24 protein-coding genes are annotated in these 23293 nt (G+C 69.4%); 19 read left to right on the forward strand and 5 right to left on the reverse strand.

Features of this window, described 5'->3' with window-relative positions; translation table 11 throughout:
* The first annotated feature begins 32 nt into the window (after positions 1-32).
* From ABZS29_RS18630 to ABZS29_RS18680, 11 genes are all read left to right on the forward strand, one after another.
* The gene (locus ABZS29_RS18630; protein WP_355463451.1) at positions 33-995 is read left to right on the forward strand and encodes an EamA family transporter; all 963 of its coding nucleotides are present in this window, start codon (positions 33-35) and stop codon (positions 993-995) included.
* 69 nt (positions 996-1064) lie between these two features.
* Positions 1065-1436 carry a hypothetical protein gene (locus ABZS29_RS18635; protein ID WP_355463453.1) on the forward strand — a complete coding sequence of 124 codons (372 nt, stop codon included), beginning with the start codon at positions 1065-1067 and terminating at the stop codon, positions 1434-1436.
* A 71-nt stretch (positions 1437-1507) separates the two neighbouring features.
* The gene (locus ABZS29_RS18640; protein WP_355463455.1) at positions 1508-1879 is read left to right on the forward strand and encodes a hypothetical protein; all 372 of its coding nucleotides are present in this window, start codon (positions 1508-1510) and stop codon (positions 1877-1879) included.
* 83 nt (positions 1880-1962) lie between these two features.
* A complete protein-coding gene (mihF, locus tag ABZS29_RS18645; protein WP_171678710.1) occupies positions 1963-2277 on the forward strand; it encodes an integration host factor, actinobacterial type in 315 nt (104 codons plus the stop codon).
* Between the two features lie 44 nt (positions 2278-2321).
* On the forward strand, positions 2322-2966 hold the full coding sequence (gene gmk, locus ABZS29_RS18650; protein ID WP_355463457.1) for a guanylate kinase: 645 nt from the start codon (positions 2322-2324) through the stop codon (positions 2964-2966).
* Positions 2967-2968: 2 nt separating this feature from the next.
* Entirely contained in the window at positions 2969-3271 is a 303-nt protein-coding gene (gene rpoZ, locus ABZS29_RS18655) for a DNA-directed RNA polymerase subunit omega (protein WP_132166639.1), read from the forward strand.
* Between the two features lie 129 nt (positions 3272-3400).
* Positions 3401-4672, forward strand: coding sequence for a bifunctional phosphopantothenoylcysteine decarboxylase/phosphopantothenate--cysteine ligase CoaBC (coaBC, locus tag ABZS29_RS18660; RefSeq protein WP_355463459.1), 1272 nt, complete (start codon positions 3401-3403; stop codon positions 4670-4672).
* Between the two features lie 25 nt (positions 4673-4697).
* Positions 4698-5384, forward strand: coding sequence for a DUF1707 domain-containing protein (locus ABZS29_RS18665; RefSeq protein WP_355463461.1), 687 nt, complete (start codon positions 4698-4700; stop codon positions 5382-5384).
* 25 nt (positions 5385-5409) lie between these two features.
* On the forward strand, positions 5410-6510 hold the full coding sequence (locus ABZS29_RS18670; RefSeq protein WP_355463463.1) for a winged helix DNA-binding domain-containing protein: 1101 nt from the start codon (positions 5410-5412) through the stop codon (positions 6508-6510).
* Positions 6511-6697: 187 nt separating this feature from the next.
* Positions 6698-7891, forward strand: coding sequence for a methionine adenosyltransferase (gene metK / locus ABZS29_RS18675; RefSeq protein WP_355463465.1), 1194 nt, complete (start codon positions 6698-6700; stop codon positions 7889-7891).
* Positions 7892-8001: 110 nt separating this feature from the next.
* Positions 8002-10029: a primosomal protein N' gene (locus ABZS29_RS18680; RefSeq protein WP_355463467.1), complete on the forward strand. Its 2028-nt coding sequence runs from the start codon at positions 8002-8004 to the stop codon at positions 10027-10029.
* Here ABZS29_RS18680 and ABZS29_RS18685 read toward each other — a convergent pair.
* Positions 10026-10520 (reverse strand): GyrI-like domain-containing protein, encoded by a 495-nt coding sequence (locus ABZS29_RS18685; RefSeq protein ID WP_355463469.1) that lies wholly within the window; start codon positions 10518-10520, stop codon positions 10026-10028. The two genes, ABZS29_RS18680 and ABZS29_RS18685, sit on opposite strands and share 4 nt — an antisense overlap.
* Before the next feature lie 63 nt (positions 10521-10583).
* Positions 10584-11573: a metalloregulator ArsR/SmtB family transcription factor gene (locus tag ABZS29_RS18690; protein ID WP_355463471.1), complete on the reverse strand. Its 990-nt coding sequence runs from the start codon at positions 11571-11573 to the stop codon at positions 10584-10586.
* A gap of 93 nt (positions 11574-11666) precedes the next feature.
* Here ABZS29_RS18690 and ABZS29_RS18695 point away from each other — a divergent pair, with 93 nt between their 5' ends.
* Positions 11667-12881 (forward strand): MFS transporter, encoded by a 1215-nt coding sequence (locus tag ABZS29_RS18695; protein ID WP_355463473.1) that lies wholly within the window; start codon positions 11667-11669, stop codon positions 12879-12881.
* Here ABZS29_RS18695 and ABZS29_RS18700 read toward each other — a convergent pair.
* Positions 12814-14136 carry an MFS transporter gene (locus ABZS29_RS18700; RefSeq protein WP_355463475.1) on the reverse strand — a complete coding sequence of 441 codons (1323 nt, stop codon included), beginning with the start codon at positions 14134-14136 and terminating at the stop codon, positions 12814-12816. The genes ABZS29_RS18695 and ABZS29_RS18700 overlap by 68 nt on opposite strands.
* Before the next feature lie 118 nt (positions 14137-14254).
* Between ABZS29_RS18700 and ABZS29_RS18705 the strand changes: the two genes are divergently transcribed.
* Complete coding sequence (locus ABZS29_RS18705) at positions 14255-15208, forward strand: AsnC family transcriptional regulator (RefSeq protein ID WP_355463477.1); 954 nt, start codon at positions 14255-14257, stop codon at positions 15206-15208.
* Positions 15209-15218: 10 nt separating this feature from the next.
* The gene (locus ABZS29_RS18710) at positions 15219-15836 is read left to right on the forward strand and encodes an HAD family phosphatase (protein WP_355463480.1); all 618 of its coding nucleotides are present in this window, start codon (positions 15219-15221) and stop codon (positions 15834-15836) included.
* On the opposite strand, the gene ABZS29_RS18715 is transcribed toward ABZS29_RS18710, so the two are convergent.
* On the reverse strand, positions 15833-16963 hold the full coding sequence (locus tag ABZS29_RS18715; RefSeq protein WP_355463482.1) for a hypothetical protein: 1131 nt from the start codon (positions 16961-16963) through the stop codon (positions 15833-15835). The two genes, ABZS29_RS18710 and ABZS29_RS18715, sit on opposite strands and share 4 nt — an antisense overlap.
* 5 nt (positions 16964-16968) lie before the next feature.
* Positions 16969-18156 carry a C39 family peptidase gene (locus ABZS29_RS18720; RefSeq protein WP_355463484.1) on the reverse strand — a complete coding sequence of 396 codons (1188 nt, stop codon included), beginning with the start codon at positions 18154-18156 and terminating at the stop codon, positions 16969-16971.
* Positions 18157-18315: 159 nt separating this feature from the next.
* On the opposite strand from ABZS29_RS18720, the gene def reads away from it, so the two are divergent.
* The 5 genes from def to ABZS29_RS18745 all read left to right on the forward strand — a co-directional run bounded on the left by def (position 18316) and on the right by ABZS29_RS18745 (position 23261).
* Positions 18316-18864, forward strand: a complete 549-nt coding sequence (gene def / locus ABZS29_RS18725) for a peptide deformylase (protein ID WP_355463486.1) — start codon at positions 18316-18318, stop codon at positions 18862-18864.
* A gap of 22 nt (positions 18865-18886) precedes the next feature.
* A complete protein-coding gene (gene fmt / locus ABZS29_RS18730) occupies positions 18887-19810 on the forward strand; it encodes a methionyl-tRNA formyltransferase (protein ID WP_355463488.1) in 924 nt (307 codons plus the stop codon).
* Positions 19803-21182 (forward strand): transcription antitermination factor NusB, encoded by a 1380-nt coding sequence (locus ABZS29_RS18735; protein WP_355463490.1) that lies wholly within the window; start codon positions 19803-19805, stop codon positions 21180-21182. Before fmt ends, ABZS29_RS18735 begins: the two co-directional genes overlap by 8 nt.
* A 57-nt stretch (positions 21183-21239) precedes the next feature.
* Positions 21240-22229 (forward strand): DMT family transporter, encoded by a 990-nt coding sequence (locus ABZS29_RS18740; protein WP_355463492.1) that lies wholly within the window; start codon positions 21240-21242, stop codon positions 22227-22229.
* 156 nt (positions 22230-22385) lie between these two features.
* Positions 22386-23261 (forward strand): type IV toxin-antitoxin system AbiEi family antitoxin domain-containing protein, encoded by an 876-nt coding sequence (locus ABZS29_RS18745; protein WP_355463494.1) that lies wholly within the window; start codon positions 22386-22388, stop codon positions 23259-23261.
* Positions 23262-23293: the final 32 nt, after the last annotated feature.

Below are 23293 nucleotides of genomic sequence, written 5' to 3' on the forward strand. Positions count from 1 at the left end.
GCGCGCGCAGCCAACGAGCGCACGCTCCCTCCATGAGCACCCCGCCCGCTCCCGCCACCGACCCTGCTGCCGTGGGCGCCTCCGCCAGCCTCCCCGGCGAGCGGAGGCTGGCTGGGGTGCTTCTCATGCTGACCAGCGGCCTCTCCACCCAAGTAGGGGCATCGGTCGCCGCTCAAGCGTTCCCCGTGCTCGGCCCGATCGGTGTCGTCGCAGTGCGGCAGTGGATGGCGGGCATCGTGCTGTTCGCGATCGGTCGCCCCCGCCTGCACAAGCTGACTGCGCGGCAGTGGCGACCAGTGCTCGGCCTGGCCGCAGTCTTCGCGATCATGAACGTCTCGCTCTACACCGCGATCGACCGTGTCGGCCTCGGACTGGCGGTGACACTCGAGTTCCTCGGCCCGCTAGCAGTCGCGTTGCTCGGCTCACGCCGAGTGATCGACCTGATCTGCGCAGTCGCCGCAGCACCCGCCGTACTGGTGCTCACGCGACCGCAGGCGACCACCGACTACTTCGGCGTTGCCGCAGGACTGCTCGCTGCGGTCTGCTGGGCCTGCTACATCCTGCTCAACCGCACCGTCGGCCGCGAGCTCCCCGGTACGACGGGTGCAGCCGCCGCGGCCGTCGTCTCCGGACTGGCCTACCTACCGATCGGGATCGTCGTACTGCATCACCACCCGCCGACCGCAGCGGCCATCGGCTACGCGCTCACCGCCGGCGTGCTGTCGTCGGCCGTCCCGTTCCTGCTCGACCTCCTGGCACTACGCCGAGTCCCGGCCCAGTTCTTCGGCGTCTTCATGAGCGTCAACCCGGTCCTGGCGGCCCTGGTCGGGTACGCCGTCCTCCACCAGCGGCTCGCCGTACCGGACTGGATCGCGATCGGCGTGATCGTCGCCGCGAACTGCATCGCCGTCGAGGCGGGCCGACGCACCACATCACGGACCGGTTCCAGTCGAACCCTGCGAGCTTCTTCACGGCGTGCCGAACAGACCAGATGACCCCGTGGTTCGAAAGGGTGTCGGTGACGGGGAGCGATCGGTTGCCCGCGGTGAAAAGTAAGGATTGCGATGCGGAAGCTGGGAGCCCTGACGGCGGCGGTGGCGATGAGTGCGGTGGCCCTGACGGCGTGTTCGGGTGGCGACTACTGCGGCGACCTGAAGGCGTACGCACAGTCGGCGAAGAACCTCGACGCCAAGAACTCCGACCAGGTCGGCAAGGCGCTCAAGGAGGCCGAGAAGGTCTCGAAGTCGGCGCCGTCGGAGCTGAAGGACGACTGGTCGACGCTGCTGGCCTACGCCAAGAAGGCGCGCGACGCCAAGGGCGACACCGCCAAGCTGACCGAGCTCAGCAAGTCCGAGGGCGCGAAGATGGGCGAGGCCTCCAGCGCGATCGCCAAGCACGCCAAGGACACCTGCAAGATCGACCTGAACAACCCGTGATCGGTGGCGGGCAGGGTCTGAAGAAAGTATCCGTTTCGGATCCTTTGGTGACGGCCGGTAGCGTGCGTGCCATGCGAACCATCGCCACGGCCGTGACCCTGCTCGCAACCACCGCGCTGCTGACCTCGTGCACGGAGGAGCAGGCCTACTGCGTGGACCTGGCCGGGTACGCCGCGAACGTGACCGGTGTCGATCCGACCAAGGCGGCCGACTACGTGAAGATCCTGGACGACGCGAAGAAGCTCCAGGAGTCCGCGCCGGCCGAGGTGAAGGACGACTGGGGTGTCGTGGTGGCGTTCGCCGACAAGGCCCGCAAGGCCGGTTCGGACCGGGTGGAGCTGGCCCGGCTGAGCAAGCAGACCGGAACCGTGCTGACGGCGTACAAAGCGATCACCACGCATGCCAAGGACGCCTGCAAGGTCGACGTCCCGTCCCTGAACTGAAGGCACACCACCTTCGGGTCCTGCGGGTGGCCGGAGCCGTGTTAGGTTCCCTTGCGAAGCAACTCAACGGGACAGGTGAAACGGTGCCACTTCCTTCTTTGACCCCGGAGCAGCGAGCGGCGGCTCTGGACAAGGCCGCGGCGGCGCGGCGCGAGCGAGCCGAGATCAAGAACCGGATCCGGCACTCGGGAGCGTCTCCGACGGAGGTGCTCCACGAGGGGCAGACCAACGATGTGATCGGCAAGATGCGGGTCAGCGCGTTGCTGCAGTGCATCCCCGGCGTGGGCAAGGTGCGGGCCCAGCAGATCATGGAGCGGGCCGGAATCTCCGAGACGCGGCGCGTCCGCGGCCTCGGCTCCAACCAGATCGCCGCGCTGATGCGCGAATTCGCCGAGTGAGCCGCACCGAAACCCTGTCCGGCTCGTTGGACACTGGTGTGACGATGACCATGGACTCCGAGAACCTGAGCCAGGACCCAGCGACCCCGCAGCCTCCGGCCACCGGCGCCGGGCCCGGCCCGGCGCGGCTGACCGTGCTGGCCGGACCCACCGCGGTCGGCAAGGGCACGGTGGCCGCCGATATCCGTGAGCGGTTCCCCGACATCTGGATCTCGGTCTCGGCGACCACCCGCAAGCCGCGGCCGAACGAGGTGCACGGCGTGCACTACCTGTTCGTCTCCGACCAGGAGTTCGACCGGATGATCGCGGCCGGCGAGCTGCTGGAGTGGGCGGTCGTGCACAAGGCGGCCCGGTACGGGACGCCGAAGCAGCCGGTGCTGGACAAGCTCGCCGAGGGCCGGCCGGCGCTGCTGGAGATCGACCTCCAGGGCGCGCGGCAGGTGCGCGAGACGATGCCGGAGGCGCATTTCGTCTTCCTGGCCCCGCCTTCGTGGGACGAGCTGGTACGGCGCCTGGTCGGCCGCGGGACCGAAACGCCCGAGGAGCGCGAGCGCCGGCTGGAGACGGCGACGCTCGAACTGGCCGCCGAGAAGGAGTTCGACGTCACCATCGTCAACGCCTCGGTTCGGGAAGCGTCCGATCACTTGGTAAAGTTGATCCGATCACCCCATATCTCTGGAAAGAGCTGAACTTGTCTGGCAACCAGCCTGTCGCCATCGGTATCACCTCTCCGCCGATCGACGACCTGCTCACCCACACTGATTCCAAGTACAAGCTCGTCCTGTACTCGGCCAAGCGTGCGCGGCAGATCAACGCCTACTACTCCCAGCTCGGCGAGGGCCTGCTGGAGTACGTCGGTCCGCTGGTCGAGACCCACGTCCAGGAGAAGCCGCTCTCGATCGCCATGCGCGAGATCAACGAGGGCGTCCTGACCTGCACGGACATCGACCCCGAGGCCGAGGCGGAAGCCGCGGCCGCGGAGAAGACCGCCTAATCCACTCCCGATGACCACCGGTGATCGGCTCCTTCGGGTGCCCGTGTCCGGTCCCACCCCCGGCGAGGCAACCGCCCCGGGGGCTTCGGGCGTTCCCGGCCCGCCCCTCACCCCGGCTCGGAGGCTCCCGTGAGCTCGTCTTCCCCCTCACCGCAGTCTCCTGCGACCAAGCCGCGGCCGAATGTCGTGCTCGGCGTCGGCGGCGGGATCGCGGCGTACAAGGTGTGCGATCTGCTGCGGCGGCTGACCGAGTCGGGGCACAGCGTGCGGGTGGTGCCGACCGCGGCGGCGCTCGAGTTCGTCGGGGCGGCGACCTGGGCGGCGCTGTCCGGGCAGCCGGTCACGCCGGACCCGTTCGACAACGTGCAGGAAGTGCCGCATGTGCGGATCGGCAAGGCGGCCGAGCTGGTCGTCGTCGCGCCGGCCACGGCCAACCTGATCGCCAAGGCCGCGCACGGTCTGGCCGACGACCTGCTCACCAACACGCTGCTGACCGCTCGCTGCCCGATCCTGTTCGCGGCCGCGATGCACACCGAGATGTGGGAGCACCCCGCCACTCAGGCCAACGTCGCCACCCTGCGTTCGCGCGGAATCACCGTGCTGGAGCCGGCGGTCGGCCGACTCACCGGCGCGGACACCGGCCGCGGCCGCCTGCCCGAACCCTCGGAGATCTTCGCGATCAGCCAGCTCATGCTCGCCGACGAGGCCGCCCGCGCGGCCGGTCAGTCGGTCGCCGACCTGACCGGCAAGCACATCCTCGTCAGCGCGGGCGGCACCCGCGAGCACCTCGACCCCGTGCGCTACCTCGGCAACTCGTCCTCCGGCAAGCAGGGCTATGCGCTCGCCCGGATCGCCGCCGCCCGCGGCGCCAAGGTCACCCTGGTCGCGGCGAACTCGGAGCTCGCCGACCCGGCCGGCGTACAGGTCGTCCCGGTCACCAGCACCCGCGAGCTGTACGACGAGATCACCGGCCGTGCCGCGGACGCGGACGCGATCGTGATGGCGGCGGCCCCGGCCGACTTCCGCCCGGCCGGCGTCGCCGAGCACAAGATCAAGAAGACCGCCGACGGTTCGGTCCCGGCGGTCAACCTCGTGCAGAACCCGGACATCCTGCAGACCATCTCGCACGACCGGCGCCGGGCCGACCAGGTCATCGTCGGGTTCGCCGCCGAGACCGGCGACGCGGAGCACTCGGTCCTCGACCTCGGCCGGGCCAAGCTCGAGCGCAAGGGCTGCGACCTCCTGGTTGTGAACGACGTCTCCGGCGGCAAGGTCTTCGGCAGCGACAACAACGAGGCCGTCATCCTGGACCGCTCGGGCAGCGCGCTCCCCGTTCCGTCCGGCAGCAAGGACGCCCTGGCCGGCGTGATCTGGAACCTGGTCGCCACCCACTGGAGCTGACGGCGGCACGCACTAGGCTTGCTCAATGGTCGATGAGGCGCCGCCGTCCGAACCACCCGCTCAACCACCCGCGCTCTCGGAGCTGCGGGCCTCCGATGCCGACCGTGAGCGGATCGGCGACATCCTTCGGGACGCGCTGGCCGAGGGCCGGCTCCAGCTGACCGAGTTCGAGTCGCGGCTCGAGGACGCGCACAGCGCCCGCACGTACGGCGAGCTGCAGCAGCTCGTCCACGACCTCCCCGTCCCGGTCGCGGAGACCGCCGTAGCGTCGACGAGCAACCGCATCGGCGGCCCCCCGACCTCACGGCTCGGGATCGGGATTCTCGGCGGCTTCAACCGCCGCGGGGTCTGGACGATCGCGCGGCGGTTCACCGCGGTCGCCGTGATGGGAGGCGGTGAGGTCGATCTCCGCGAGGCGAAGTTCGAGGAGCCGCTGACCGTGATCCGCTGCTTCGCGGTGATGGGTGGTCTCAGCGTGCTCGTGCCGCCGGAGGTCGATCTGGAGGTCCGGGGCGTGGGCGTCATGGGTGGCTTCGACCATCGGGCATCTGGCGTCGGCGAACCAGGTGCGCCGCGGGTGATCGTGACCGGCCTCTCCTTCTGGGGTGGCGTCGACGTGGTCCGCAAGGTGACCAGGGCCGAGCGTCGCCGCCTGAAGGCCGAGCGCAAGGCGCGGCGCGAGCTCGACAGGAACCAAGAGGACAACACCTGACCGCTACTCCACCTAGGTTCTGGGTATGGAGATCTCATGGCCGGCCGTGGTGGCACGGCGGATGCGCCGGCACTATCTGACCGAACCCGCGGCAAGCCCGGTCGACGCCGTACGGGCGATGTGTGGCGCGCATGCGCAGGTGCTGTCGGCGGGGGAGACGTCGGTCGCGCTGCGAGTCCAGGACGCGACCCGAGAGACCGTGCAGAGCGATCCCGGCCTGGTGAAGACCTTCGGGCCGCGCGGGACGGTGCACCTGCTGCCGCTCGCGGACCTGCCGATGTGGACGGGAGCGCTCTCCGCGTTGCCCGCGGGGCAGCAGCCGCCCGAGATCATGCGGATGACCGCCGACCAGCAGGCCGAGGTGATCGCTGCCATCGGTGATGCGCTCTCGGACGCGGAACTCACCATCGACGAGTTGTCGGTCGAGGTCGTCCGCCGAACCGGGTCCTGGGCGGGGGACCTGGTGATGCCGGCGTTCCAGACCTATTGGCCGCGCTGGCGGCAGGTGATTCCGGCGGCGGCCAACGCGGGCGTGCTCTGTTACGGCGCGAACCGCGGCCGGGCGACGACGTACACGACTCCGCAGCGGCACGGCGCGTTCGTGCCGATGAACGGCGAGAAAGCGCTCACCGAGTTGCTCCACCGCTACCTGTTCGCCTACGGACCCGCGACCCCGCAGCAGTTCGCGCGCTGGATCAAGACCACGGTCACCGTGGTCCGGCCGTACTTCGAGAGCCTGCCGGAGACCGAGTTCGGCTTCCTGGCGCCGGGCGACGAGGAGTTCGCCGACGAACCGGTCGAGGGTGTTCACCTGCTCCCGTACTTCGACGCGTACGGCGTCGGCTGCTTCCCGCGCGAACTCGTCTTCCCCGGCAAGGCGCTCGAGCGAGCCACCAACCGCGGCCAGGCCGGCAACTACCCGCTGCTCCTGATGGACGGTTCCGTGGCCGGCGTCTGGCATCAGAAGAAGAGCGGCCGCACCCTGCAGATCACCGTCGAGCCACTGGTCCCGCTGAGCCGCAAGCAGCAGGCCGCCCTGGACGCCGCGGTAGCCCGCGTGGCTGCGATCCAAGGCGGTAAGGGTGACCTAACAGTGGGCGAGATCACGGTGGGTCCACACGCCTGAACGCCCGGCGTTTGTCTAGAATGTGGACATCGTTCTTGTCATTCGGACGGATTGGGAGCGTCCCCGGGACTCTGCCCGGAATCGCTGGCATACTCGCCGAAGATGCATCGTCAACCGCCGGTGCATGGGGGGCTCGCGTGGTCGTGGGGTCGGCCGCGTGGCACAAAGAGGAATCCGAGGGAGAATTGTGGGCAGGCGCCTTTTCACGTCCGAGTCGGTGACCGAAGGTCATCCGGACAAGATCGCTGACCAGATCAGCGATTCCATTCTCGACGCGCTGCTGACGGCGGACCCGAAGAGCCGCGTGGCGGTCGAGACGCTCGTCACGACCGGTCTGGTCGTGGTGGCCGGCGAGGTCACCACGTCGGCGTACGTCGACATCCCAGGGATCGTCCGCAAGCGGATCCTGGAGATCGGGTACGACTCGTCGCTCAAGGGGTTCGACGGCGCGTCCTGTGGCGTCTCGGTCGCGATCGGCAGCCAGTCGGCCGATATCGCGCAGGGCGTCGACACGGCGTACGAGACGCGCTCGGACGCCTCGAAGGACGAGCTGGACCTGCAGGGGGCGGGCGACCAGGGGCTGATGTTCGGCTACGCGTCCAACGAGACGCCGGAGCTGATGCCGCTGCCGATCACGATCGCGCACCGGCTGTCGGCGCGGCTGTCGGAGGTCCGCAAGGACGGCACGCTGGCCTACCTGCGCCCGGACGGCAAGACCCAGGTCACGGTCGAGTACGACGGTGACAAGGCGGTCCGGATCGACACCGTGGTCGTGTCCAGCCAGCACGCGGCGGACATCAACCTGGAGTCGATGCTGGCGCCGGACATCAAGAAGCACGTCGTCGACCCGGTGCTCGAGCAGTTCGACATCGCCTCCGACGACTACAAGCTGCTGGTGAACCCGACCGGCCGGTTCGAGATCGGCGGCCCGATGGGCGACGCCGGCCTGACCGGCCGCAAGATCATCATCGACACGTACGGCGGGATGGCGCGCCACGGCGGCGGCGCCTTCTCCGGCAAGGACCCGTCGAAGGTGGACCGGTCCGCGGCGTACGCGATGCGCTGGGTGGCGAAGAACATCGTCGCCGCCGGCCTGGCCGACCGCGTCGAGTGCCAGGTCGCCTACGCGATCGGCAAGGCCGCGCCGGTCGGCTTCTACGTCGACACGTTCGGCACCGAGAAGATCCCGGTCGATCAGATCGCCGACGCCGTCGCCGAGGTCTTCGACCTCCGCCCGGCCGCGATCATCCGCGACCTCGACCTGCTCCGCCCGATCTACGCCCAGACCGCCGCCAACGGCCACTTCGGCCGCACCGGCGAGGACTTCACCTGGGAGCGCCTGGACCGCGTCGAAGCGCTCAAGGCCGCCGTCAACAAGTAGCAACACCACGTCCCGGCCCGGCTGCTCACGAGCAGCCGGGCCGTCGGCGTTGTCCACAGGTTGCGGGCGGCGTGCGACCGGCTGTCGGCTGGGCCGACTAGCATTTGGCGGTGACATCGGAACCGCCGGAGCAACTGACGCTGCTGCGGGACACCGTGCGCAAGTCCCGGACCAAACAGCCGGCCGGGATCACCAGTCCGTTGCCGGTGGCCCGGATCGCGGTCGACGTGTCGCTGCCGCATCTGGATCGGCCGTTCGACTACCTCGTCCCCGACGATCTGGCCGAGGCTGCTCAGCCCGGCGTCCGCGTGAAGGTCCGCTTCGCCGGCAAGGATCTGGACGGGTTCGTGCTGGAACGGCTCGCCGAGTCCGATCACGACGGCAAGCTCGCGCGGATCCGCAAGGTCGTCTCGCCCGAGCAGGTGCTGACCCCGGAGATCGCCGACCTGTGCCGCGCGGTCGCCGACCGGTACGCCGGTGTCTTCCCCGACGTGAGCCGATTGGCCGTGCCACCCCGGCACGCGAAGGTCGAGGCCGAGCCGTTGCGCTGCGACCAGCCGCCGCCGCCGCCCGTGTCCACGTCGAGATCGGCCTGGTCGCCGTACCCGGCGGGGTTCCTCGAAGCGCTCGCCCGGGCAGAGTCGCCACGCGCGGTCTGGACCGCCGTACCGGGGGCTGACTGGGCGCTCGCTTTCGCGCAAGCTGCGGCAGTCTGCTCGGCCGCGGGTCGCGGTGCGTTGCTGCTGGCGCCGGACGCGCGCGATCTCAACCGCCTCGCCGAAGCCTGTACGGCGGTGCTCGGCGACAGCGGATTCGTCACGCTATCGGCCGACCTCGGCCCGACCGCGCGATACCGCGCCTTCCTGACAGCTGTGCGCGGCAACGCCCGGGTAGTGATCGGGACGCGCGCCGCCGCCTTCGCGCCGGTCGCGGATCTCGGGCTCGTCGCGATGTGGGACGACGGCGACGACTCGTACGCCGAACAGCGCGCACCGTACCCGCATGCCCGCGAAGTCCTGCTCCTGCGCGCCTACAAGCAGAACTGCGCCGCGTTGCTCGGCGGATACGCACGCTCGGCCGAGGCCGCGGCGGTGATCGAATCCGGCTTCGCGGCCGAGCTCATCGCGGACCGCACGGTGATCCGGGCCGCGGCGCCGGAGGTCCACATCACCGGCGAATCGGATCGCGAGTTGGCGCGCGACCCGGCCGCGCGAGCTGCCCGGCTGCCGCACCGCGCCTTCGAGATCGCCCGCGAAGGACTGCTGTCCGGGCCGGTGCTGGTCCAGAATCCGCGGGCCGGCTACCTGCCGAGCTTGGTCTGCCAGACCTGCCGGGCGCCGTCGCGGTGCGCAACCTGCGCAGGAACCTTGCGTCTGATGGGTCGATCCGGACCGGCGAGCTGCAGCATCTGCGGCCGGCCGGCCGCAGACCACCGCTGTCCCGAATGTGGTGACCCGAGGATGCGCGCCGCCGTCGTGGGCGCTCGCCGTACGGCGGAGGAGCTGGGACGGGCGTTTCCCGGCATCGTCGTGCGGACCTCGGGCGGTGAGCACATGCTCGATCGCGTGTCCGGCCAACCGGCGCTGATCGTGGCCACGCCGGGCTCGGAGCCGGTCGCCGAGGGCGGCTACACCGCGGCTCTGCTGCTCGACACGTGGCTGATGCTGTCTCGCCCCGACCTCCGAGCCCCCGAAGAAGCCGTCCGGCGCTGGCTCAACGCGGCCGCCCTGGTCCGCCCGGCACGCGCCGGCGGCACGGTCATCATGGTCGGCGACCCATCCGCCTTGCCTTTGCAGGCGGTCGTGCGCTGGAGCCCGGAGGGGTGGGCGACTCGCGAGGTGGAAGAACGCCGTACGGCGCGGCTGGCACCCGCCGCCAAACTCGCCGAGCTGACCGGCCCCTCCGCCGCGGTCACCGACCTGATCGAGCGGCTCCGTCCGCTCCTGCCATCGACAGCAGGTCTCGAAGTCCTGGGCCCCGTCGACGTTGACGACGAGACCGTCCGAGCCGTCGTCCGCACACCGCGAGCCGCCGGCACCCAACTCGTCCGCGCCCTCAAGGAAGCGCAGGCGACCCGAACCACCAAGAAGACGCCAGGTTCCGTCCGCATCCAGGTAGACCCACCCGGTTTTGGCTAGTCGGCGACAGCGAAGTTGAGTTCGACCGCCCACTTCGTCTTGCGTGGTTCGGTCCTGGGGTCGGTGCGGAACGCCTCGTACCGGCAGGCGAAAAGGTCGCCCTCGGGGACCTCGCGACGGTCGAAGGTGATGTTCTGCGCCTCGGCCCACTCGAAGAGGGCACGGTGCGCGCGGAGGGAATGGTCGCGATAGGTCAGCGTCGCATAACGGCCGGCCGGCAGTACGCCGGGCCGCACGCGCTCGTCGCCGCTCTGCGCGGTCGGCGTGACCACGCCCACCTCCAGATCCATCGGGCCACTCATGTCGACCACATGCAGCCGGAGGAAGAACAGGCCGACGTCGTCGATGCCCGTGGTGACCAACCAGGCGCTGAGCTCCTTGATCAGTTGGTCCCGGACACTCAACATGCCGCGGAACGGCGTGATCAGGCGGATCCCGAGATAGTCCTGCCGCGGTCGGTCGACGATGCGGGGCGGTTCGAGCAATTCCATTCTGGCCTCCTCGGTCTGGGCGCCTGCCAGTATCAGGTCTGCCCCAGGGGCAGGCTCAAGTTGTCAGGCGGTGTCCGCCAGGGGAGTAGACGCGGCGAGGAGTTGGGTGCCCAGGGTTGTGCGGTGGTAGAGGACGGCTCGGCCGTCGCGCCGGGAGCCGACGAGTCCGGCGTTGCGCAGGATGCTCAGGTGGACGCTGAGCGTGGGAGCCGAGACGCCCAGCTGGTGGGCCAGGTGCGTCGTGGACATCGGCAGGTCCAGATGGCTGACGATGGCGGCCCGGGTGCGGCCAACCAGATCGGCGAGTGGGGAGTCGGTCGTGTCCTGACGGTCCTCCCAGAGGCGGCCGAGGCCACGGGGTGGGTAGGTGATGGTCGGTACATGCGGTGCGCCGGTGATCTGCAACGTGGTCGGCCACGCGAAGACGCACGGGACGAGCAGGACACCTTGGCCGGCCAGCGGCTCGCCGTCGCAGCAGAACGGCCGGTCGACCTCGATCAGATCGCCGTGGAACCGCACCGAGGGATGCAGGTTGCGGAACAGCCGATCGATGCCGCCGCTGGCCAGCTCGTCCAGCCGGTACGCGAGATCCTCCTGCAGCAGGGCGCGCATCCTTCGCCAGTCGGGTTCGATCGCTCGCCGGAAGTACGACGAGAGCGCCGACGTGATCTCAGCAACCGCTCGCTGCGGATCCGCGATCAGCTCCGGCAGCAGCGGGTGCGGGCTTTCGTCGTACAGCCGCTGCAGCTCGCGCACCACCAGGTCGGTCGGAGTGGCCGCGATCGCGGCGAGGCCGGACTCGAGACTGGTGGATCGCCGTGGCGGCGCCGGCGTGATGAAGTCCGGGATGTAGCCGACCGGCGGAATGAGTGCCCTGAGCAACGTCAGGTCCGGACCCTCGATGATCGGCCGGACCTTCTGCAGCCAGGGACCGTGCACGCTGCGGGCGGTGTTGTTGCTCAGTGCTCGGACGCTGGTGACCGCCTCCCAGATCGGGGAGAGCGCGAACCGGATCCGGCCGACGTCACCCGCGTTCAGCCTGAGTGTGATCACCGATCCATCGTAGAACCGGATCTGCGCAGAGCAGACAATTAGCCTCAGGCCTAATCGTCGACACTGACCCCCGGAGCTCGGACAGTTGTCCTCATGAGTGCTGCCTCCGTGACCGAACCCAGCGCACCCCAGGCCCTTCCCCGGGCGTTCTGGGCCCTCTGGGTCTGCCAGCTGGTCAATCGGCTCGGCAGCTTCGTCCAGCCGTTCCTCGTCCTCTACCTGACCCAGGACCGCCACCTCTCCGCCGGTACGGCGGGTGCCGTGGCGGCGTCGGTCGGCGCCGGCAGCGTGGTGTCGCAGGTCGCCGGCGGCTGGCTGGCCGACCGGGTCGGGCGGCGGGCGACCATGCTGCTCTGCTTCTTCGGGACCGCCGTCGCGCTGATCCTGCTGGGCTCGGCGCGGTCGATGCCGATGATCTGGGCGACGGCGTTCGGTGTCGGTCTGCTCGGCGACCTGTTCCGGGCGGCGGTCTCGGCGACGGTGGCCGATCTTCTCCAGCCGGCCGAGCGGGTTCGCGCGTACGGACTGCTGTTCTGGGCGATCAACCTCGGCTTCTCGATCTCGACCGTGAGCGCGGGCGTGCTCGCCTCGATCGGCTACGGCCTGCTGTTCTGGCTGAACGCGGCGACCTCGGTGATCGCGGGCATCGTGATCTGGACGATGGTCCCGGAGAGCCGCCCGCAGCTCGACGAAGGGGCGAAGCGCCGGCCGCTGCTGCCGGTCGTCCTGCGAGACCGGATCTTCCTGACGATGGTCCTGATCCAGGTCGGCTACGCGACCATCTACTTCCAGGGCTACTCCACGCTGCCGCTCGCGATGGCGCACGACGGCCTGCCGACCTCGTGGTACGGCACCGTGATGGCCCTGAACGGCGTGGTGATCGTGCTGCTGCAACCGTTGGTGGTGAAGCGGCTGGCGAAGTACGACCGGCCCAGGCTGATGGCGGTGTCGATGCTGATCGTCGGTCTCGGGTTCGGAATCGGCGCGGTCGTGCACGAGTGGTGGGGTTACGCCTTGTCGGTGGTGGTGTGGACGATCGGCGAGATCGGTTTCGCCGCCGTGATCGGGGCGGTGTTCGCGGACGTCGCCCCGATCGACCTCCGGGGCGGCTACCTCGGCACGGCCGGCATGGCTTTCGGACTCGGCGCGGTGATCGGGCCGCTGGCCGGCACGAACTCGCTGGAGGCGTTCGGCGCGACGGCCACCTGGATCGGCGTGGCCGTCCTCGGCGTCGTGATCTTCATCGGGCAGTACGCGCTCTCTCCGGCGATCCAGGTGCGAACTGCGGAGAACGCGGCGACCGCATGACGTGAGCGGTGCCTACCGTGACGGCGATGACCGCGATCGCGACCAGGAACGCCCGCTGCGGCGTCGCCGGATGGTGCAGGAACACCGTGCCCAGTACGGCGACGCCAAGCGTGCCGCCGAACTGCTGAACCGCATTGAGCAACCCCGCGGCGGAGCCGGTCTCCTGCGGCTGCACCCGATGCAACGCCTCGGTGAAGAACGCCGTGGTGAAGAGCCCGACGCCGACGCCGCAGACTCCCAGCGCGGGTACCAACCACAGTCGTGTGCCGACCAGACCGACCAGCAGCAGGCCGAGACCGACGTACATCAGGCGAGAGCCGAATCGCTGGATCAGCCACTGCCCGGCACACCAAGCAGCGATCCCGGAGGCCGCCGACCACGGCAGCAGGACGAGGCTCGCCCGCAGCACGCTGTGGTGCAGCGTGAGTTGCTCGTGCAGTACGACGACCAAGGTGAGACCGGTCATCACGGCGAAGAACAGTGCCGACGTCACCAGGGCCGCCCCGAACCCGCTGCGCCGGAACAGGCTCAGCTCAATCAGCCGGCCGCCGGTTCGGCGTTGCTGAAGGACGCACCCGCCGAGCACGGCGAGTCCGATCGGGAGCAGGAACCAGTCCCGCGATTGCAGGATGGGAAACACCAGGAGAGCGCTCCCCGTGGTCAGCAACGCTGTTCCGGCCAGGTCCAGCGTGGGACGCCTCGGCGCCCGCGACTCAGGCAGCAGGTGAGCGAGCGCGAGCACGGCCAACCCGAGCGGCACGTTCACGAGGAACACCACTCGCCACGAAGCAGCCTCCGTGATCACGCCACCGAGCAAGGGCCCCGAGATCCCGGCCAGTCCCATCACCGGCCCGATCAGCCCCAACGCCTTGGGTAACTCCGGACCGCTGAACGCCGAACGGATCAGCCCGATGGTCTGCGGAATGATCGCGGCCGCGGTCAGTCCCTGCACGGCCCGCGCGCCGATCAGTACGCCGGATTGAGTCGCCAGCGCGCACGCGGTCGACGCCAGCACGAACCCGACCACCCCGATCCGGAACAGCCGGCGCCGGCCGTAGATATCGCCCAGCCGACCGCCGGTGATCAGCAGTGCCGCGAACGGCAGCGTGTACGCCGCGCTGAACCACTGGATATCGGCCGTCGGCCCGCCGAGGTCGGCGTGGATCACCGGTGCCGCGACCTGGACGATCGTCGCGTCGAGCAGGTTCATCGCCTCGGCGACCAGAAGGGCGACCAGCCCCACCCATTTCCGCATCACTGCCTCCAAAGTGTCGGTGGCAGTACGGTCGCGGACCGGCCGGTCGTGGTTCCAGCTGGAGGGTTGAGCGTGCAGTGATCTTCCATCAGAGAGCGCCTTGCGTCATGATCCTTCCATGCTGGACGAGATCGATCGTGGCCTGATCCACGCGCTGCAGGTCGCCGGGCGAGCGCCGTACAGCCGGATCGGTGCCGTGCTGGGCGTCTCCACCCAGACCGTGGCGCGGCGCTACCAACGGCTACGTACGGAGGCCGGACTGCGCGTGATCGGGCTGCCGGATCCGCATCGCGCCGGCCGATCCCAGTGGCTGGTCCGGCTGACGGCGACTCCGCGCGCCGCGCAAGACCTCGCGAGCGCGCTCTCTCGCCGTACCGACACGAGCTGGATCAAGCTCGCCTCCGGCGGCACCGAGATCATGGCCATCGTCCACACCACACCGACCGACGGCAACGCCCTCCTCCTGCACGACATCCCGCGCACGGCCGGCGTCACGTCCGTCTCCGCGCACTATCTCCTTCACCTGTACGTCGGCGGCCCGGCCGCCTGGGGTGCCCGCGCGACAACGCTCACCCGGGAACAGGAGAAAGCACTCTCTGAGCGGCTCGCCGAGTTATCGACCGCGCAGATCCTCCCTACCGACCAGAAGCTGCTCGCAGCCCTCGGCAACGACGGCCGCGCCACCCTCACAGACCTGGCCCGCGAAACCGGCTGGGCGCCCGCCACCGTCGCGCGCCGCCTCGCCGTCCTCGAGGCAAGCGGCGCGATCTTCTTCGACGTCGACGTAGCCCCGACCGCTTTCGGCGCAACCACCGCCGCCATGCTGTGGCTCTCCGTCCCACCCGCCCACACCGAAGCCGTCGCCCGCGCCCTCGCCACTCACGACGAACTCGCCTTCGTCGCCGCCACCACCGGCCGCACCAACCTCGTTGCTCACGCCCTCTGCGCAGGCCCCGACGCCCTCCACGCCTATCTGACCAACCGCATCAGCACCATCGAACACATCACCGCGCTCGAGACCGTGCCCATCCTGCGAACCATCAAGGCCGCCGCTCCGAACCGTGCCACGTAGGGTTGTCGGCATGACTGAGCGGACGATCGACGTGGTGGTGTTCGACATCGGCGGGGTGTTGCTGGACTGGAGTCCGGACTACCTTTACGCCGAGCTGATCCCGGACGAAGAGCAACGGACGCGGTTCCTGACCGAGGTCGCGACACCGGCCTGGAACGGGCAGCAGGACGCCGGCCGGACCTGGTCCGAGGCGGTTGCCGAGCTGGCCGGTCAGCACCCGGAGCACGCCGAGTGGATCGAGGCGTACGACACCGGCTGGCTGAAGATGGTCAAGGGCGTCTTCGAGGACACCGTCGAACTGTTGAGCGATCTCAAGGCGCTCGGACTGCCGACGTACGCGTTGACCAACTTCTCGCACGAGAAGTGGGCGGTGGCTCAGGAGGCGTTCCCGGTGCTGGCCTCCTTCGACGGCGAGGTGGTCTCCGGGACCGAGCAGACGGTCAAGCCTGACGAGAAGATCTACCGGATCCTGCTCGAGCGCTACAGCCTCGACCCGGCGCGCACCTTCTACACCGACGACATGCAGTACAACGTCGACGGCGCTCGCGCGGTCGGGATGGACGCCGAACTCTTCACCGGCGCCGCCGATCTCCGCGCGCACCTGCGCGACCGTGGGCTCACGGTCTAACTCGCAGTAGCGGCAATGGCCTCGGTGTACGTCGGGCTCCCGGACAGGTCGGCGGCTTCGACGTACACCGTGTTGTCCTGGCACGTCATCGGCGTGAGCGCGATCCCGGGCTTGCCGCTGTAGATCCGCTGCGGCTTGTCCAGCCCCGCGGTCCACCGGTTGATCTGGAACGACTCCTCGCCGGTGCTGCCGACCGTCCGCGTCTCCCAGAGAATCCAGTTGCCGCAGGCAAGGATCGTGTCGGTCGCCACGGCGCCGAGCGCGCGGACCGGTGCGTCCGCCGACTCCCGCAGATAAGCCTTGCTCTGGTACTGATCCGGATCCGACGCGGCCACCTCGGACCAGACGGTCGCGCCACCCACCGAGGCGCCACTCCACTGGATGCACTTGGTTGCCGCCGGCACCGGGCGCGCCGGCCCACCGGACAACGAAGCAGTCAGCACCCGCTTGCAGCGCTTGGCAGTCTCCGGCGCAGCGATCTCACTGAAGGTCACCGAATCCGCCGACACCACCGGATCAGCGACGTACCCGGGCGCGGCCACGCACCCGACCGTCCGCGACGACAATGCCGCCAATGACGCGACGATCAGGCAGGACCGGTTCTTCGCGTCGGTCGAGCTGTAGGCGAACGTCCCGTCGTACGCGCCGATCTCCGGCTCCGAGATCTTGGGCAACCCGCCGGGCGCGGTCTTGCGGCCGGTGCTCAGGTCATACCGGACGAGGTTGATCTGCGGGTCGGAGCCTTCGGACCGGATGTCCTCGACCAGCGCCCACCGATCGTCGATCACCACCGGCGACTGCGCGACGAATCCGGTGGCCGGGACGTGCCGCACGACCACCTTCTTGCTCGCCTTGTCGACGATTGTCGTGATGCCCGTCTCGTCGCTGCTCCGCGTCACGACCCACTTGCGCTGCTGGGTGACGAGATGCTGCCCGTCGACCGGCTGCCGCAACACCTTCGCCCAGACCGGTACGGCGGTGTTGGTCTGCGCGGGCGGTGTCGCGGAACTCGGCGCGGGAGTGCTGGTCGTGCCCGGCGCGGAGGGCTTCGACGAGTCGCTGGAGGACGAACAGCCGGCCACACCGAGGAGAATCAGGATGCCGACGGCAACGGTGGTACGACGCATTCAGGTCACAGTCCGATGTTCTGGAAGGAGTTGGCCAGCGTCGCGTTGAACAGCGCGGACGCCGGGATGTTCTTCGGCCCGTCAGTCGTATTGCCGCGGCTGTTGAACCGGCGCTCGTTGAACACCTCGAAGATCGCGATGGTGCCCTTGGTCCGGTCGTATCCGCGGCCGACCTGGTAGTGCCCGCTGTGGTTGAAGGCGAGGTACGGGAAGTACCGCTTCAGCAGCTGCACATGCTCGATCACCGGCGCCGGCTTGCCGTCCCCGAGGTGGTTCTGGTGGACGGTGAAGAACTTCTGCGCGTTCCAGTGCGACACGTTCTGCACGACGTAGGTGCCCGCGGCAACGTCCCAGTCGGTCTTCAGATTGGTCTGCTTGACCATCGCGGTGATGCCGGTGCCGGAGCTGGTCGACCCGAGGTCCTTGGCCCACGAGGCCTGGGTGTCCTTCTGCTGGTCGTCGGCCCAGTCGATCGACTGGAACGTCGCCGGACCGCACCAGTACCCCTTCTCCTGCGAGGTCTGGAAGCCCTTCATGATGTACGACGATTTCGGCGGCTTCACCACCTGCACCGGCGGCTGCGGAGCCGGGGTCGGTGTGCCGGGGCCGGCCGTCGGCGTCGTACGAGTCGGCGTCGCCGTCGGCGTGGGGGTCGGAGCCGGCGTTGCGTCAGCCGAGGTCCGCTCATCCGGCGAGACCTCGAGCAGCCGGAGCGCCCGCGCCTTCTCGCGGCCTTCCCACGCGGTCCGCATCTCGTCGAGCTCGACCTCCACCCGCGCGTCCTTCGGCATCGCCGCCCGCTCGGCGACGAAGTCCTGCGGCGCCTGGTCGCCGGTGTCGATGTCCTGCTCGACCCCGTCCGCCTCGTCCGCCGAGACATCCGGCGTACTCACGACGTCCTGGAGTTGCGCGCCGGTCGGAAGCTCGTCCACGAACCCCAGCCCGAGGCAGTAGTGCTCCTCCTCGAGCTTGAAACACCGCAGCACCGATGCGGCCTGCGTCTCCGTGTCCGAAGCCTCCAGCTCGTCCGGTGACGTCTCGATCACCTGCTGGCGCAACTCACTCCACGACTCCGCGGCCGGTACGACGGCCGGCTCCGTCTCGCGAGGCTGGTACGCAAACGCGGTGAGGGGCGCCTGGGCCAGAAGTGCACCCAGGACGAACGCAGTGGCCCCCCGTGCTGCTGTGGGCATTGTGACTCCCGTGAGGCGTGGGACGACAGTGACTGTAGGTACGCCTGAGACCACAGTACGTGTCTGAGGCAACAATTGGCAGCCCCCTCCCGCTCAGGACCGCCGCCGCAGGCGCACTAGACTTGCTCAGTCCTGGTCAGTGAACGTTGTGGAGAGTCTGTGTCGGTCCAACCCATCCGTCTGTTCGGCGACCCCGTCCTGACCACGAAGGCGGTGCCGGTCGTCGACTTCGACGCCGAGCTGCGCCGCCTGGTCGCGGACCTCGCGGACACCATGCAGGCAGCGCCCGGCTCCGGCCTCGCCGCACCGCAGATCGGCGTCGGACTGCGCGTCTTCACGTACCACGTCGACGGCGAGCTGGGGCACCTCGTCAACCCTGAGCTCACCCTGTCCGACGACGAACAGTTCGGCCCCGAAGGCTGCCTGTCGATCCCCGGCCTCACCTTCGACTGCCGCCGCGCCCAGTCCGTCATCGCCCGCGGCTTCAACATGTACGGCGACCCGGTCGTCATCGAAGGCTCCGAGTACCTGGCCCGCGCGATCCAGCACGAGACTGACCACCTCGACGGCATCCTCTTCATCGACCGCCTCGACACCGCCACCCGCAAACAAGCGATGAAGGCGATCCGCGAAGCCGAGTGGTCCGGCCTGTCCGGCCCACCGCAGATCAAGGTCTCGCCCCACCCCATGAACGGATTCGGCCTGTGAGCTTCGCGAACGGATGTGCGCTGTGAGAGTCGTCTTCGCCGGTACGCCGGAACCCGCGGTCACCGCACTGCGCGCGATCGTTGCCAGCCGCCACGAAGTTGTCGCCGTGGTCACGCGTCCGGACGCCCCGGCCGGGCGCGGGCGCAAGCTCGTCGCGTCGCCGGTCGCGCAGTACGCCGAGGAGCTCGGCATCGAGATCCTGAAGCCGGCCAAACCCAGCGATCCCGCCTTCCTGGCCCAGCTCGCCGAGATCGCCCCGGATTGTTGCCCGGTCGTCGCGTACGGCGGTTTGTTGCCGCAGGCAGCGTTGGACATTCCTGAGCACGGGTGGGTCAACCTGCACTTCTCGGTGCTGCCGGCCTGGCGGGGTGCCGCGCCGGTGCAGCACTCGATCATCGCCGGCGACGACGTGACCGGAGCCAGCACGTTCCGGATTGTGAAGGCGCTCGACGCCGGCCCGGTGTTCGGCGTACTGACTGAGCCGATCGGGCCGACCGACACCGCGGGTGACCTGCTCGGCCGGCTGGCCGAGTCCGGCTCGAAGCTGCTGGTGGACACGCTGAACGGCATCGAGGACGGCATCCTGCAGCCGCAGGAGCAGCCGGCCGAGGGCGTCTCGCTGGCGCCGAAGATCAACGTCGAGGACGCCGAGCTGGATCTGACCGCGCCCGCGCTCCGCGTGGACCGGCTGGTGCGCGGCTGCAACCCGGCGCCGGGTGCGTGGACGACGTTCCGCGGTGAGCGGCTGAAGGTGCTCGCGGTCCGGCTGACCGACGACGAACTGAAGCCAGGGGAGTTGCGGGCAACCAAATCGAGCGTGGTGATCGGCACCGGCAGCAAGGCGGTCGAGCTGCTGACCGTCCAGCCGCAGGGCAAGAAGCCGATGGCCGCCGCCGACTGGGCCCGTGGCATTCGTATCACCGAAGAGGACAAGCTCGGTGAGTGACCGCACTCCGCGTAACCGCGAGCCGCAGAAGCGGCCCGACAAGGTGCGGCAGGTCGCCTATCGGGTGATCCGCCAGGTCACCTCCGAAGGCGGCTACGCGAACCTGGTGCTCAACCGTGCCTTGCGTGACGCCCACCTCGCCGGCCGCGACGCGGCGTTCTGCACCGAGCTCGTCCACGGCACGCTGCGCTGGCAAGGCACGTATGACGCGTTCCTCGCCCGCTGCGTCGATCGCCCGCTGAACGAGCTGGACCCCGAACTGCTCGACATCCTCACGCTCGGCACCCACCAGCTGCTCCGCATGCGCGTCGACTCGTACGCCGCGGTCAACGAGATGGTCACGCTCACCCGCGCCGAGATCGGGCACAAGCGCAGCGGCCTGGTGAACGCCGTACTGCGCAAGATCAGCCAGCGCACGTTCGACCAATGGATCGACACGGTCGCCCCGTCGATCGAGGAGAACCGGCTGCTGCACCTGGCGGTCGCGAAGGCGCACCCGACCTGGGAAGTCGAGGCGTTCGCGCAACTGCTGGACGACGACGAGCTGGAAGATCTCCTCGACGCCGACAACGAACCGGCGCGCGTCACGCTGGTCGCCCGCCCCGGCCTCGCCACGGTGGACGAGCTGATCGAGGCCGGCGCCAGTCGCGCCAAGTTCTCGCCGTACGCCGCTGTCCTGCAGAGCGGCGGTGATCCGGGCCGGATCGCGGCCGTGGCAACCGGCCGCGCCGGGGTGCAGGACGAGGGTTCGCAGCTGGTCGCGCTCGCGCTGGCGAACGCGCCGATCGAGGGTTCGGACACCGAGTGGCTCGACCTCTGCGCCGGTCCTGGCGGGAAGTCGGCGCTGCTCGCGGCCCTGGTGGAGGAGCGGGACGGAGCGTTGACGGCAGTCGAGCCGCTCGAACACCGCGCCGAGCTCGTTCGCGCGAACCTGCGTGCCATCCCCGGCGATCACAAGGTGCTGGTCGGCGACGGCACCAAGCCGACCTGGCCTGAGGGTTCGTTCGACCGCGTCCTCGCCGATGTCCCGTGCAGCGGGCTCGGCGCGCTTCGACGTCGACCGGAGGCGCGCTGGCGCCGTACACCGGAGGACATCGAGGAGCTGCGACCGCTGCAGGAGGACCTGCTCGACTCGGCGATCACCTCGGTTCGTCCGGGCGGAGTCGTTGCCTACGTGACGTGTTCGCCGCACCATGACGAGACTCGCGCGGTCGTGGACGCCGTCCTGGCGAAGCGGGACGATGCCACGCTCGAGGACGCCCGGGAGCTGTTCCCCGACGTGCCCGCGCTCGGTGACGGTCCCGACGTGCAGTTGTGGCCGCACCGCCAGGGCACCGACGCGATGTACCTGGCGCTGATCCGGCGCAGCTAGCGTTCAGCAGCTGGACCTGGTGTCAGGTGCATCAGGTGGAACGGTCATGATGGTTAGGTGACTGTTACCGCTCACCGACCCGAAGTCTCGGCCCGTCGGCAGCAGGCCGCCGGTCTGGCCGCCGCCTTCGGTATCGGAGCCTTGTTCGCCATCCAGTCCCGGCTGAACGGCGGACTGGGCAAACTGCTCGGCGACGGGATCCTCGCCGCACTGATCTCCTTCGGCACCGGCTCGGTGATCCTGGCGATCGCAGCGGCGCTCGTGCCAGGAATCCGTCGTTCGCTCGCCAACGTCTGGCACGCCATCCGTGATCCGCTGAACGCCGGAGGCCTGCGCTGGTGGCAGTGCGTCGGCGGCCTCTGCGGCGCCTGGCTGGTCGCGATCCAGTCGATCACCGTGCAGGTGCTCGGTGTCGCGGTCTTCATCGTTGCGGTGGTCGCCGGACAGGCGGGCAGCAGCCTGATCGTCGACCGCCTCGGTTTCGGCCCGGCCGGTCGTCAGGAGTTCAGCACCCTGCGAATCGTCGGCGCCGGACTCGCCGTGGTGGCCGTCGTCCTCGCAGTCTCCGACCAACTCGGCCACCCGAGCGGTCTGCTGCTCGCGATCCTCCCGGCCCTCGGTGGTGTCGCGACAGCAGTCCAGCAGGCCATCAACGGCCGGGTCGCACAAACCGCCGCCGGCGGCCACTACGGCGCCGTCGCGGCCGGCACAGTCAACTTCGGCGTCGGCTTCGTCGCCCTGCTGATCGTGTTCGGCGTCGATCTCGCCCTCCGCGGCGCCCCGAACGCCCTGCCCGGCAACCCCTGGCTCTACCTCGGCGGCGCCTGCGGCGTGATCTTCATGAGCGTGGCCGCAGCCGTAGTCCGCGTGGTCGGCGTCTTCGTCCTCGGCCTCGGCACGATCGCCGGCCAACTCATCGCCAGCCTCGCAATCGACCTCCTGGCCCCCGCCGCCGACAAACCAGTCACCTTCACCGTCGTCGCCGGCGCCTTCCTCGCCCTCGTCGCCGTAGTCGTCGCCGCGCTCCCGAACCTTCGTCGTCGGTGAAGGGCGGACCGCCCCCACTCACCAACCTCGCCGGAAAGGGTCGCCGCACGCTCAGCCGACTCGCCGCGCCACCCCTCTGAGAGGGTTGGTGAGTGTTAGCGGTCCGCCTGTGGATAACGCCCGACGCTCATCGGCGCGAGCAATCACGATGAAGGCATGACAGAAGTTGCCGAACTACTCAGTAGACGGGGTGGAGTCGCGACCTTCAGCGACCTTCGCGCCGTGATGTCCGGACGAGCCGTCCGCGCCGCGTTGGCCGGTGGTGATATCCGTCGGGTCGCCAAAGGTGTCTACGCCTTGCCGACGTCGCCGGCCGCGCTGACCGCGGCCCGGAGTCACGGCGGCGTGGTGTCCCACCTGAGCGCAGCAGAGCACTGGGGGTTCGGGGTGATCGACCGCCCAGTACTCCCACACGTCACTCTGCCGCCAGGTCGGGTCCGGCGTCTGACCGGCCTTCCGTGCACGCTGCACTGGGCCGACGTCGCCGCCATCGATGACGTCACTACTCCGGTCCGGACTGTGCTCGACTGCATTCGCACCCTGCCCCTCGCGGAGGCACTCGCTGTGGCCGACTCGGCCCTGCGCATGGGTGCCTTCGACCACGACGAACTGCTGCAGGCCGCAGCCTCGGTTCGCGGCCCTCATCGGCGGCGCATTCTCTACGTCGCGGGGCTTGCCGACCTTCGTGCCGAGTCGGTGCTCGAGTCGGGAGTACGGTCGCTGCTGATCGAGGCGGGCCTCGAGGGCTTCGTGCCGCAGTGGGAGGTTCGGGACCTGGAGTTCTCGGCCCGGATCGATCTCGCGCACCCCGGACTTCGGCTCGGAATCGAAGCGGACGGGTTCGAGTTCCACGGCAGTCGGCGGGCGTTCGCCCGAGACTGCCGACGGCAGGTCGGTCTGACGGTCCGCGGCTGGCGAATCCTCCGCTTCAGTTGGGAGGACATCCGGTACGACGGACAGTGGGTGGTCTCCGCGATCGAGCGGGCGAGCGGACTTCCCCCACTCACCAACTCGCTCCTGCGTGCTGCCTGAAGGCTCTGCTGAGCGTGCGGCCGCTGCGGACT

The organism is Kribbella sp. NPDC005582 (assembly GCF_040605415.1).
Lineage (GTDB): Bacteria > Actinomycetota > Actinomycetes > Propionibacteriales > Kribbellaceae > Kribbella.

Excerpts from the sequence above, each read along its gene's own strand:
- ABZS29_RS18630 (WP_355463451.1), top strand. The coding sequence starts at position 33 with ATGAGCACCCCGCCCGCTCCCGCCACCGACCCTGCTGCCGTGGGCGCC.
- ABZS29_RS18635 (WP_355463453.1), top strand. The coding sequence starts at position 1,065 with ATGCGGAAGCTGGGAGCCCTGACGGCGGCGGTGGCGATGAGTGCGGTG.
- ABZS29_RS18640 (WP_355463455.1), top strand. The coding sequence starts at position 1,508 with ATGCGAACCATCGCCACGGCCGTGACCCTGCTCGCAACCACCGCGCTG.
- gmk (WP_355463457.1), top strand. The coding sequence starts at position 2,322 with ATGACCATGGACTCCGAGAACCTGAGCCAGGACCCAGCGACCCCGCAG.
- ABZS29_RS18665 (WP_355463461.1), top strand. The coding sequence starts at position 4,698 with ATGGTCGATGAGGCGCCGCCGTCCGAACCACCCGCTCAACCACCCGCG.
- ABZS29_RS18670 (WP_355463463.1), top strand. The coding sequence starts at position 5,410 with ATGGAGATCTCATGGCCGGCCGTGGTGGCACGGCGGATGCGCCGGCAC.
- ABZS29_RS18685 (WP_355463469.1), bottom strand. The coding sequence starts at position 10,520 with ATGGAATTGCTCGAACCGCCCCGCATCGTCGACCGACCGCGGCAGGAC.
- ABZS29_RS18695 (WP_355463473.1), top strand. The coding sequence starts at position 11,667 with ATGAGTGCTGCCTCCGTGACCGAACCCAGCGCACCCCAGGCCCTTCCC.
- ABZS29_RS18700 (WP_355463475.1), bottom strand. The coding sequence starts at position 14,136 with ATGCGGAAATGGGTGGGGCTGGTCGCCCTTCTGGTCGCCGAGGCGATG.
- ABZS29_RS18705 (WP_355463477.1), top strand. The coding sequence starts at position 14,255 with ATGCTGGACGAGATCGATCGTGGCCTGATCCACGCGCTGCAGGTCGCC.
- ABZS29_RS18710 (WP_355463480.1), top strand. The coding sequence starts at position 15,219 with ATGACTGAGCGGACGATCGACGTGGTGGTGTTCGACATCGGCGGGGTG.
- ABZS29_RS18715 (WP_355463482.1), bottom strand. The coding sequence starts at position 16,963 with ATGCGTCGTACCACCGTTGCCGTCGGCATCCTGATTCTCCTCGGTGTG.
- ABZS29_RS18720 (WP_355463484.1), bottom strand. The coding sequence starts at position 18,156 with ATGCCCACAGCAGCACGGGGGGCCACTGCGTTCGTCCTGGGTGCACTT.
- ABZS29_RS18745 (WP_355463494.1), top strand. The coding sequence starts at position 22,386 with ATGACAGAAGTTGCCGAACTACTCAGTAGACGGGGTGGAGTCGCGACC.